Origin of the sequence: Janthinobacterium sp. 35 (assembly GCF_002754575.1) — a bacterium.
In the GTDB taxonomy this organism is placed as follows: domain Bacteria; phylum Pseudomonadota; class Gammaproteobacteria; order Burkholderiales; family Burkholderiaceae_D; genus Janthinobacterium; species Janthinobacterium tructae.
In genome coordinates, this window is sequence record NZ_PEFN01000001.1 from 465,814 (window position 1) to 477,404 (window position 11,591).

Sequence of the window (11,591 nt, forward strand, 5' to 3'; positions counted from 1 at the left end):
CTGATCTCTCCGGCGGATTATTTGAGGTAGGTACGCAGGATGCCCGCGATGTCGTCGGCGCCCCTGGCCCGCTCCTCGCCGGAGATATCGGGACTGGCCACGTGCTCGCGCAAATGTTCTTCGATCACTTCGGCCATCAGGCCATTCACGGCGCCGCGCACGGCGGCGATCAGCTGCAGCACTTCGCCGCAATCGCGGCCCTCTTCCAGGCCCCGCTCCAGGCCTTCCACCTGGCCGCGGATGCGCTTCACGCGATTGAGCAACCTGGTCTTGTCATGCGTTGTGTGTCCCATGCTTCCGCCCCAATAAATACCATAGGGGGGTATACTATCAGAGAGAACCGGACGGCGCGATCTTTTGCAGCTTGCTGGCCAGCGAGGCATCGGACAATTCGCCCAGGTGAGTATCGACCAATCGCCCCTGCGCGTCGTAGAACAGGGTGGTGGGCAGGGCCGAGGAGCCGGCCGCCTTGCCCAGCGCCGCTGCGCTGTCGAGCACCACATTGCGCAGGGTCACGCCGCTGCTGTCCAGGAAAGCGCTGGCGGCCGCCGCATCCTCGCGCTGGTTTGCATACACGAAGACGATATCGGCACGCGCCTGCTGCGCGGCGGCCAGCACGGGCATCTCGCGCCGGCATGGCGGGCACCAGCTGGCCCACAGGTTGACCACCATCGGCTTGCCGCCGGCCAGCGCCGCCAGGGTCGTCGGCGCGCCGTCGAGCGCCTGCAGGGCCACGGATGGCAAGGCCGTCGGCTTGTCGTAGGCCAGCCCCATCCCTGCGCTCAACACGCCCCAGGCCAGCGCGCCGGACGCCACGCTGATGGCCAGGGGCCGGCGCATGGCCGCCATGGCGGGACGCCGGCAGCGCCACGCGGCGATGGCCAGCGCAGCGGCGACGCCGGCCGGCGCCAGGAAGCCGCCATCGCGGATATTCAAAATGGACCAGGGAGCCGCGAAGTATTGTTCGTGCCAGCGCAGCACGAACGCCAGGCGCGCCGCCAGCAGGCCGGCGATCAGCAGGTCGGAAACGAGGGGGCCGGCGTCGGGCAGTTGGCGGTAGCGCCGCAGCCACCACGCCACGCCGTAGGCGACGCACAGGGAAAGGAACAGCAGGACCAGGCCCGTGGGCAAAGCCAGGGGGCCGATTTGCAGGGACAGCATGGGCGCTCTCTATCACATCGAATGGACGGCCATTGTGGCCCCTGCGGATTAAGCGTGCATTAACCCGGCGTCAGGAAGCGGCCAGTGCTTCCAATCCACGGCATGACCAGGCGGCGTTGTGGATAGTCCGACAGCGAGATATCGACAACTGTGCTGGCCAGCTTCCGCGCGGCGCCCCATCGGCTTCCGTCACAATCAGACTTTAGGCAAGCAGGTTCGCAAACGCGCCAACACAGCCTCTTGCATCGCAATAGCTTCCCGCATAGTCGTGTAGCTGGGCAGTCGGGCCCATTCGATCTGGACAAATAATTGGCGCTTCTGATCGACAATCAACGACAGGCCTGCGTATTTCCCTTTGAGTATTTTTTTATTTGCCGTCAACAAGCGAGCACCGTCAGCCAGTGGCGTCTCTTGCACAGGCACGTCCATGAGGCTCGCCGTATGCTGTAACAAGCGCTGGCGCCACACCATTTGTTCCTGAAACTCTTCAACGACGGGACGGTCCAGCCTTAGCGTCGCCACTGGCGGCGCATCACGGCTGGCTTGCAAAGGCAATACGACCCTGTCCATCACCGCCACCCAATAGCGATCGCCATCAAGGTCGATGCCAAAGCCGGTAACGCCTTCGTCAAGCAATTCGCCTGCTTGAAAAGATGGTTGCGCGCAGGTACTAAACTGCTGCGCCATGGTCTGCAGCGATGGGGGCGCGGCGATGGCCGAAGCCGGTACAGACAGCAGGCTGACGCACAACAGGAACACAAAGCTCGACAATTGGGCGACATGCGTGGATTTGGGCATATGGACTCCAGGACTTGTGTGAGGAAGATAAAAGCGGACCGAGCATCTATTGTGTTTCACATGAGCAAGGTGTCGCTTGATGCAGAGCAATCTGGAGTGCCCCACCCACAGGAGAGGGACAAAATAGCAGTAGTTATTGAGCCGGGTACGACTTGGGCTTTGCACTATCGACCGAACCGAAGGGATGAAAGGGGACTGCGCGCCTCGCAGGCGCATAAAAAGCGGCGGATCATGCGAAGAATCGTGTTACCTGAAGGTGCGGAGGAACGTATACATACCCGGCTGGAGCCTCAGCCGGCCAGTGCTTCCTTGCGTATGAAATGCATGGCTTGCGGCTGGTCCACCAGCACGCACTGCTTGCCCGTGCGCTGGCAATGGTCATGCACGCGCCAGTAGGCGTCGTGGCTGACGCAGCCCGTCTGGCAAATCACCAGGTCGGCCGCCACCAGACCCGCTTCCAGTGCCGCCACGTCGTCGGCGCCATCGTCGCCGCCCGCATGGTGCAGGAAGCGCCCGCCTGCCTGCTCGACGGCCTGCTGCGCCATCAGCGCGCCGTCCGCAGCCTGAGTCAGATAGCTACCCACATACAGCACGGCTTTTTCACGCACGTCGGCCTGCAAGCCTGGCGCGGGCAGCCACTGCAGGCGCAGCAACTCGCGCATCAGGTCCTGCACGCGCTCGCCGAGCCATTCGACCCGGCGCGCCAGCCTCGCGCGCGTCGGCAAGCCCGGCACGCTGGCCGCCAGTTCGGCCAGCTCGTCGCGCGCCAGCGCCAGCTTGGTATCGCGGATCACGACCTGCGCCCGCGCGCGCATCAATTCCGATTCCAGCTGCGCGATGCGCGCCGCCTGTGCAGCCAGCTGCGCACTGCAGCGCGCCTGCGCCCGGCCATACTCGCCCATCAGCACGCGATGCTCATGCGCGATCAAATCCTCGTTGCCATACATACTGCCCATTATGCCCTCCCTCACCACGCATGGCGCCATGGCGCCGACCCATCGCCACCCCATAGCACTACATTATAAATGAGAATCATTATTATTTGTGTATGCGCATGCGCGCAGCAGGGGTATGCGGGGCTGCCAGCGTCACGCTGTCGGCGGGCAAGACAGCTCACCTGCTCCCCGAACTGCGCCACTGGACACTGGAGGCCGGTCCGACTTGACGACGGCCGCCACGGGACCGTCAATCCCCGCCTACGGCGAAAAGCCCATGCGTTCCTGCAATTCGACCGTGCAGGCCTCGCCCTTGACGTCGATCTGGTAGCGCCCCGTCCCATCCTGTACCAACAGGTCAGCCTGATGGTAGGAAGGTTGGACGCAATGGGCGTACTGATAGACGAACACGTCGAGGAACGGCGGTGCGGCCGGGGTGGATACCGCGCTGGCGCACGAAGACGGCGCGCGTGCCGCTGGCGTCGACCACCACACCAGGCCGGCATGGATGCTGGCCGCGCGCCGCGCGTGGCGCCGGCGGGAGAACTGGCCGCTACTGCCTGAGATGAGGGGACGGCGTTGGCCGCTGCGCGGCCAACGGGGCCGCGCGGGGCGCGGCAGATGGGCGATTCGGAGAGCCTGCGCGCCCTTCAGGGCGCTCCGTCTTCGAATCCCACCGTTCCGTCCAGACAAATAAAAAAGCCTCCCGCAGGGGAGGCTTTTTTATTTGATTCTGGCGGAGACGGTGTCCGTAGAACATCCCTATGAAATGCGACTCACTTTTGAGCGCTACCCCCCTGTCTACCCCCCCCACACACAATTACTGGATTGAGAGGTCGCTAAGTGTTTAGTTTCGTGCGATCATATTTCTCGTCATTCAGACACGACCTTAGCCATGCCAATGTCCCAACCTCTGCGCGATCTCGGTGCCAATGCGTACGGATCAGATAACGTCTACCGCGTGACGCGCCCCCTACACCTCAAATTTCCCGGCGCCCTCTACCACGTTACTTCGCGCGGAGACCGGCGTGGCACCATTTACCGGGACGATACCGATCGCCTTGACTGGCAAGAGGTACTAGCCCTGGTCTGCGAGCGGTACCATTTTGTCGTGCACAGTTTCTGCCAGATGAGTAATCATGATCATCTGCTCGTTGAAACGGCGGAAGCGAATCTGTCATAGGGCATGCGCCAGTTGAATGGCGTTTATGCCCAGCATTTCAATCGGCGCCACAAGCTTGTCGGGCATGTATTGCAAGGCCGCTATCAAGCCATCTTGGTGCCGCAAGAAAATTATCTGTTGGAATTGGCCCGCTACATCGTCTTGAATCCAGTCCGGGCGCACATGGTGGCATCACCCGACGACCGGTACTGGAGCAGCCCTCACTACGTTTTGGACAAAGCAGTGCCTCCATGCTGGTTGGCGGGTGTGGCGGTTGAGAACCGACGGGCCATCAGTCGATTAAAAGACTTCCGTGCTGTCGCCATACGCTTCAAAAAACGCGGGCATAACTTTCTCGCCGCCGTGTCGGTGGCAACAATGATGCTACGGCTCCAGTGAAGAGAGTCAGACACGTCCTAGTCGAAAAATCCCTATCGCAGCAATGCAGCCTTGATCATATGAGACCGCGAGACTGCATCCACCATGCCAACTCGTCGAACCAGTGGTCACTTGTCGTGCCTTTCTGCTTGAGGTCGAACCCATGACCGCCACGCTCGTAGACGTGGAGTTCGGCTGCTGCTCCCGCCTGCCGCCAGGCAGCGTAGAGCTGTACGGCATCGTTAGGCTGATACTCGTCATCGGCCGCGGCGGCGATGAAGGCCGCTGGTGCATCAACAGGAACAGGCGTTCGTAACCCGCCGTACAGCAAAGCGACGAAGTCAGGTCTCGAAGCCTTTTCTCCAATGGCAAGATCCGCGGCGAGATATGCTCCAGCGGAAAATCCGATAAAACCGACCCGCTTGGGGTCGATGCACCATTCTGGCGCGCGCTGTCGCACGATCCTCATGGCGCGCGCGCCATCCTCCACCGCGTGTTGCTCACCGGCAAAGCGCGGTAGCTCGATAGGAACTCCGCTCTTAGCCCGCGCCATGACTACTTCCATCTCCTTCATATGAACTTCGGGCAGTTGCATCGCATCAGGAACACTTCGGATCGTACGGTATTTGAGCACAAAGGCGGTGACGCCACGCTGCACCAGCAGACGCGCAACCGCGGTGCCTTCGGCCTCGTAACCCAGCCCAACAAAACCGCCGCCTGGAGCGACAATCATGGCTGTGCCATTCGCTTGGCCCGGCGCGGGACGGAACAGTTCAAGCGTGGGCTCACTGACGTTGCGGATCATGGTGTCGCCTGTTTTATCCAGATGCTCTCGGATTTCTGGTACGCCGAGCGAGACGGTTGTGCCTTCGGGATAGAGCGGGATAATCAACCCATCGTCTGTCGATATCTGTGCAGTAACTGTCGACGAAAGCAGTATCGCTGCGATACATAGGCTGATTCTTCTGATGTGGTGCTTCGTAAGCATTGTCGGCTTTCAGAACTTGGTTTTGAGGATGATGAATGCAGAACGTGGCTGAGCCGGCATCACGAGCGGGTTTCCGAAATACTGGTAGGTATCAAATGAGCGTCGCCCAGCCAGATTAACAACGGACGCCTGTATCGTAAATCGTCCGAAGTCATAGGCTGCCTGGGCGTCGATCATTGCGTAACCGGGTACACTCAGCGTGTTAGGAAGCGTAAGCTGACGGGCGCCGAGCGCGGTTACGCCTGCGCCGAACGACAAGCCTTTGGCCGCTCCGCTAAGGATGCGGTAGTGCGCAGCGATGCGCCCACTATTGCGAGGCACGCGGGTCAATTCGCTGCCGACAGGAATCGCATTATCTGCCGTAACCCTGGTGTTCGTGTGGGCATAATTGGCGAGCAACGAGAACGCCGGCGTGGGTTCCCAGATCAGGTCTGCTTCAACACCGCGTGCCCGTTGCTGGCCAGTCTGGATATTGAACCCAAGATTGTTCGGATCCGCCGTGGCGACATTGTCGCGGGTCTGGTTGAAGACCGCGATAGTGCCCGACAAGCCGGCTGTCGGTAACGCCAGCTTTATGCCGCCATCGACGTTACGCGAGGTCTCAGGCTTGGGCACAGCCACGCCAACGAAGCCAAATGCCGCGCGAAAGGCCGTCGCATAGCCCGCAAAGAGCGCGACACCGGGAGCGACATCAAAGGTCGCCCCGACCTTGGGCGAAACGCGGTGGTAGGTGTCCTCATTCGCCACCCCGATATTGCTGACTTCCTCGAATTTGAGCTGCGTATAGCGCAACGCGCCTGTCACGTGCAGCCTGCCGTAGGTCGCCTGATCCTGCAGATAAAAAGCTATCGTCCGATAATGGTCGGTCTGGAGGGAGTTGACCGGTAACTGCGGTGTGTAGACGACGTCATAGACCGGCTTGGCAAGGTCGATGCTGCCCTCTGGCGTGTTACTGACGAATAGTCCCATATTGCTGGAGAAACGAGTCCAGTCATAGTTAGCACCTACGAGAAAAGTATGCATTCCCCCTAGTATCTCGGCCTTTGCCAGCAAGTTGGCGTCGAATGTCGCCTCCTTCGTATCGGTGATCATGGTAATGGGGAGGATCGGATAGATGGTGGGCGTGGCCGGATCTGGCGGCATCATATCGGGATCGACAAAGCTGCCATACTGCCGGATCGCGCTATTGTAATAGCGGCCACTGACAGTCAGTTTGACATTGTCGGAGAAGATACGGCGCAGCGTCGCCTGCCCCATCCGATTGTCGTTCGTGGTCAGTGGCTGTGCAACCGGCGATCCAGGAAATGCGTTGCGGTCGATCTGCCCCGCCAGTGCCTGCCCAGCAGGAAGGCCCGAGTATTCCAGTTGGCTGCGGTGATTGGCCTGGGCCTGAAGCAGAAGATCAGTCCGGGGATCGATCTGGAACGACAGACTGGGCTGCACAGACCAGCGTCGACCATGGACCTTATCTATCCAGCTTTGGTTGCTCTGGTATTCGGCCGCGACCCTGGCCGCTATCCCTGGCGCTAGAGGCACGTTGAGATCGCCATAAGGCCCCCAAGTGGAGAAACTGCCAGCACGCATCGCCAGGAAGCCGCCGAGCTTGTCGTTCGGGCGCACAGATTCAATATTGATGATGCCGCCCAGCGGCGTACCCAGACCGCCGCCGTAGAGCGTGGCGCTAGGCCCCTTGAGTACGTCAATTCGTTCCACGCCCACCAGGCTGGTGGGATCGAACGCCTGCTGGTTGCCAGCGTAAATCGGCAAGCCATCCAGATAGACCTCGGCGGGAAAGCCACGTACGAGCGGCGGGATCAATAGCTGCTCCTCGGATCGCGTGGGGACAACGCCGGAAACATTGACCAGTGCCTCGCCCAGAGTGCGCCGGTCCTGTTCCTCGATCAGCGAGCGGGTCAGTACTTGCACCGACTGCGGCACCTCGATTAGTGGTGTATCGGTGCGAGTAGCGGCCGCTGCGGTAGGTACGGTGTAACGCTCGCGCCTCGCAGTTACAACCACTTGTTTAATCGTCCAGCTTGATGCACCCTCTTTTTGATCGGACGGCGTGTCCGTCTGGTTGGCCGCTGCATACGGAACGGGAGAAAGATCCGCGACCGGCACAATTGCGGCTTGCGCGTGGAGGTCAAAGCTGGTGGCATAGGCCGCAGCAACGCAGATGCACAGATAAGTTTTTTTCATGAGATGCCTGATTCAAGTCGTTTTTGCGCCAGGATGGCGTGGAAAAAAATTGAGAGCTAACCTTGGTTTAGCGCGCTAAAGATAGGGGCCGTCGCCTGTTCTCGTGCGTGGAACCGTCACTGGGTGCAGCCCATCGAGCCGCTCATGTGAAGCCGGCCATTGCTGGCCTGGTCCCGTGCATACACGGCGATGGTCTGATAACGATCGTTCTAGGTGAAGCCCGGAGGGTCACTCATGCCATCCTCCTTTCCTTGTGCCGCACCTTGTCGCGCAGCCAGATACGCAGGCGACGCAAGCCAATCACGACGCCGGTGACGCTCAGGGCCAGGCCCCCCATGCTCAACAGGATCAGGACCGCGTCGCGCCATGGCCCCGTGCGCAACAACGGCGGCAGATCCCAGCTGTGCAGGAAACTGAACAGCCAGCGGCTCACACGCTGCGACCGGTCCAGCGCCAGCGCCACGTCGCCCGTGTAGGGGTCGATATAGGCCCAATTTCCATGAGGATCGAGGAACTGCACGCACAACACGGGCAGGCGCCGCTCCGCAGCGCCCATCATGGCCTCGGGCTGGCGCCCATAATAATAAGCATCGTATTGCCCAAGCCAGGCATGGCCCGCTCCGATACCAGGCAGTAGCTTGCTGGCTGCGTGCAGCAATGCCTCTGCCCCCCACTGTTCCCGCACCTGCACGTTGCTGCCACTGTTCACGATCAGGCGCGTGCGCGCCGCCGCATCGCGCGCCAGCAGATAGGGCTGCCCGTCGAGTACGCGCCACTCAAGCTCGCTGGCATGAAATCCCTCTGCCTCCAGCATGTACAGTGCCCGTTGCGGTTCCAGCGCAAGGCGAGCTGTCGCCGGCGTGCCGCCGCGATAGGCTGCCAGGTCCGGCCGCTCGCCCTTGGCGTCGAAGATGCGGAAGGGATTCATGGACATCAGCCCGCTGAAGATCCAGGTACACACGATGGCCGCAAAGAGCAGTCCGATGATGTGGTGCCAATGCATATAGGATTCGCGATACGGTGACCTTGCGCCGGACTTGTAGCGTTGTGTAAAACGCCAGCGCCAGATACCCACCAACGAACCCGACAGCGCCGTCACGGTAGCGATAGCTGAAAGTATGATCACCGTCCAGCTCCATAGCGGATCAGTGGAGCGCTCGCGCAAGGGATACACCCAATGCAGCCAGGCGCCAACGAAATTCCACAGGCGCTGGGTACGCGGCGCATCGATCACGACCTCTCCCGTGACGGACGACAGATACAACAGCGTATCGTCGGCATCATCCATTCGTACCATGTGCAATGGTCGATGCGGATCCAGTCCGCGTGAATGCGTCCAGCGATCTTCGCGTACCTTGCCCAGATAAGCTGCCTTGGCGCCGGGCAGGAAAGCCTGCGCCGCAGCCAGCGCTTCAGCAGGGCCGGCAAGGCCGGCAGGTGTGCCGCTGCGCGCATCAAACAACTGAAAGTGGCCGCGGTCGTCCCGCACGCGATACACAGGGCTGCCGCCTACCGACGTCAGGACCAGATCGCGCACGCCGGCCGGCGCGGCCAGTTGTTCAAGTATTTTGTCCGGGCTGATGCAGCATGTCGCCGGCTGCAGCGCCGGCATGTTGACCAGACGTTCCCAGGGCGTCAACTTGGGATAGCCGACAAACAGCATCACCATGCCACTGATAAACCACAATGCCATCAGGACGCAGGCAAACACACCCGTCCAGCGGTGCAGCTGGTAAGAAAAACGCTTGGCGGCAGACATCACGGCGGACATCCTATAGCGTTGTACAACCATCAGTAGCGATAATGCACTGTAGCCTCGACGCGACGGCCAGGCCCGTTGAACCACTGGTTGGTGGTGTAGTAGGCGGTCGTGAAGTACTGTTTGTCGAAGGCGTTCGTGGCGCGCAGCGTCAATGTGGTATCGCGCGCGGCCTTCCAGCGCAGGGCAAAATCAGTGGAGGCATACGCAGGCATCACTATCCTGTTGGCATTGTCGGCGTAGCGGTGGCCCACGTAACGCACGCCGCTGCTGGCGCTCCAGTCGGGCAGGAAATTCCAGCTCAGCCACACATTGGCCAGTTTCTCGGCAACGTCTGGTGGCACCTTGCCCGCGCGTGACACGGCTGCACCGGCTTCTGCTTCGACAAAATCATCATATTTGGCGCGCAGCACCGTGGCATTCGCGTCCAGTTGCCAGCCGGACGCCAGTACCAGCGACAGCGTGGCTTCCACTCCGGTAGACGAGCGTTGACCGACCTGTACGCGCAACTGCGGATTGCTCGCATCGCGGGCCAACAAGTTGTTTTTCCTGATCTGATACGCTGCCAGCGTCCACTCACCTTGCTTGCGCCAGAAAGACTGTTTCAAGCCCACTTCCAACTGCTTGCCGGTGGACAAGTCGAACTTACTGTTGGCCGCACTGATCGACAACAAGCCACCGACCGGATCGGCTGCCTGGGCGTACTGGGCATACAGGGCTAGATCCGGTGACAGGTCGTACACGCTGCCAAGGCGCCAGCCGATATTGGTATAGGTCTGCTCGAATTCCGTCTTGGCACTGATCAAATTGCGGCGCGAAATCTCCGCGTGGTCATAACGCAATCCTGCCAAGAGGGCCCAGGATGGCGTCAGCTCCAGGCGGTCTTCGGCGAAAATGGCGTATTGCCGGGCCTTGTTGCGATAGCGGGGAATGGTCGGCACGGCGCTCACGAACACGCCCGCCACCGGCAGGTATGGATCGACCGCAGCCGGGTCCGGGCTGCCAACATAGGTGTTATTGGTGTGCTTGAAGGTGCTGGCGTTCAGGTCGAAGCCCACGGACACCTGGTTTTTCAGGCCCCACAACACGCTGCGGTGGCTGATGTCGGCACCCGCCCCGGTTTGGTCCTGGTCGTGGAAGATTTCCGTGTCGCCGGAACGGTCAATCAGCCCAGTGGTGGCATTGTAGGCATAGGTTTCGGCGTTGCGGTAGTGACGTGCACTGCGAATGTCATACAAGCGCGCACGCACGGTCGTGTCGTTCGATGGCGTCCATTCCATGCCCAGTTCGCCCCAGCGGTCATCATAGCGAATCACGCTGTTGCTCACGTTGTAGTTTTTTTCGCGCAGTGCCGGCAGTTGACGACCATTCACCAGCGGCGTGCCAAAGTAGCGCATGGGATGCTGCAAGCCCTGGGCATAGCTCAGTTTCAGACGCAGCTGCGGTGTCGCATCGAACTGCACAGCGCCCGCAAATGCGAGGTCGCGCGATTGCCCCATGTCGACCCAGCCATCCGAACGGTTGCCGCTCAGGTCGACGCGATACGACAGCTTGTCATTGATGGCGCCACCGCTGCCCAGGCCGATACGCTGCGTATTGTCACTGCCGATCGTCGCCTGCACTTCGTTGCGGATGGCCCCGGGCGTGGGCTTTTTGGGAATGACGTTGACCACGCCGCCGATGGCACCGTCGCCGTACACGACGGAGGCCGGTCCGCGCAGCACTTCAATGCGTTCCACTGACCAGGTATCGAAAGGAAACGTCAGGCCGATGCCGCCGTACTGGCGCACACCGTCATACAGGCGCATGACGGACGTGGTGTCCGTAAAGCCGCGTGCCGACAGCGAGCTGCCGCCATTACCAGGATGTGCCATGCCGCTGATCCCCGCCGAGCGGGTAATCGCGTCGACGAGGTTGCTGTCGCCGCGCTCTTCGATCTGGGCGCGGGAAATGACGTCGACGCTGGCCGGCGTCTGCATCGGCGTCAGGTCCAGATTCGAGCCGGTCGATGCTGGCGACTTGAGCGTGACCGCTTTGTCAGCCGTCACCAGCACCGCTGGCAGGGTCGGTGCTTCGGCGGCGCAGGCGCCGCCAGAGAACATGGCCAGCGATAACGCACCATGTGCACACAGTGCTACCCGGGCCAGCAACTGTTCCGTTAATCGGGTCTTGCGTAAGTTAATCATGATAAGTCTACAAAAAAAGAGGCAT

At 61.0% G+C, this 11,591-nt stretch carries 10 protein-coding genes; 2 read left to right on the forward strand and 8 right to left on the reverse strand.

Translation table 11 applies throughout. From position 1 onward, the window contains the following. Positions 1 to 17: 17 nt before the first annotated feature. The 4 genes from CLU93_RS02110 to CLU93_RS02125 all read right to left on the reverse strand — a co-directional run bounded on the left by CLU93_RS02110 (position 18) and on the right by CLU93_RS02125 (position 2,915). The gene (locus CLU93_RS02110) at positions 18 to 293 is read right to left on the reverse strand and encodes a metal/formaldehyde-sensitive transcriptional repressor (protein WP_099759807.1); all 276 of its coding nucleotides are present in this window, start codon (positions 291 to 293) and stop codon (positions 18 to 20) included. A 37-nt stretch (positions 294 to 330) separates the two neighbouring features. Next, a complete protein-coding gene (locus CLU93_RS02115; RefSeq protein ID WP_099759808.1) occupies positions 331 to 1,161 on the reverse strand; it encodes a TlpA disulfide reductase family protein in 831 nt (276 codons plus the stop codon). A gap of 195 nt (positions 1,162 to 1,356) precedes the next feature. Continuing rightward, complete coding sequence (locus CLU93_RS02120; protein ID WP_099759809.1) at positions 1,357 to 1,959, reverse strand: hypothetical protein; 603 nt, start codon at positions 1,957 to 1,959, stop codon at positions 1,357 to 1,359. Between the two features lie 290 nt (positions 1,960 to 2,249). After that, positions 2,250 to 2,915 carry a DUF2325 domain-containing protein gene (locus CLU93_RS02125; protein ID WP_306594669.1) on the reverse strand — a complete coding sequence of 222 codons (666 nt, stop codon included), beginning with the start codon at positions 2,913 to 2,915 and terminating at the stop codon, positions 2,250 to 2,252. A gap of 880 nt (positions 2,916 to 3,795) precedes the next feature. Here CLU93_RS02125 and CLU93_RS02130 point away from each other — a divergent pair. Both CLU93_RS02130 and CLU93_RS02135 read left to right on the forward strand, forming a co-directional pair. Beyond that, complete coding sequence (locus CLU93_RS02130) at positions 3,796 to 4,077, forward strand: transposase (RefSeq protein ID WP_243420175.1); 282 nt, start codon at positions 3,796 to 3,798, stop codon at positions 4,075 to 4,077. 3 nt (positions 4,078 to 4,080) lie between these two features. Further along, the gene (locus tag CLU93_RS02135; RefSeq protein ID WP_099759810.1) at positions 4,081 to 4,455 is read left to right on the forward strand and encodes a hypothetical protein; all 375 of its coding nucleotides are present in this window, start codon (positions 4,081 to 4,083) and stop codon (positions 4,453 to 4,455) included. Positions 4,456 to 4,510: 55 nt separating this feature from the next. Here the strand turns inward: CLU93_RS02135 and CLU93_RS02140 are convergent, their stop codons facing one another. From CLU93_RS02140 to CLU93_RS02155, 4 genes are all read right to left on the reverse strand, one after another. After that, positions 4,511 to 5,422, reverse strand: a complete 912-nt coding sequence (locus tag CLU93_RS02140) for an alpha/beta hydrolase (protein ID WP_099759811.1) — start codon at positions 5,420 to 5,422, stop codon at positions 4,511 to 4,513. Between the two features lie 9 nt (positions 5,423 to 5,431). Further along, a complete protein-coding gene (locus CLU93_RS02145) occupies positions 5,432 to 7,621 on the reverse strand; it encodes a TonB-dependent siderophore receptor (protein ID WP_099759812.1) in 2,190 nt (729 codons plus the stop codon). Between the two features lie 232 nt (positions 7,622 to 7,853). Continuing rightward, on the reverse strand, positions 7,854 to 9,380 hold the full coding sequence (locus CLU93_RS02150; protein ID WP_306595331.1) for a PepSY domain-containing protein: 1,527 nt from the start codon (positions 9,378 to 9,380) through the stop codon (positions 7,854 to 7,856). Between the two features lie 32 nt (positions 9,381 to 9,412). Beyond that, a complete protein-coding gene (locus CLU93_RS02155) occupies positions 9,413 to 11,566 on the reverse strand; it encodes a TonB-dependent receptor (RefSeq protein ID WP_099759814.1) in 2,154 nt (717 codons plus the stop codon). Positions 11,567 to 11,591 lie beyond the last annotated feature (25 nt).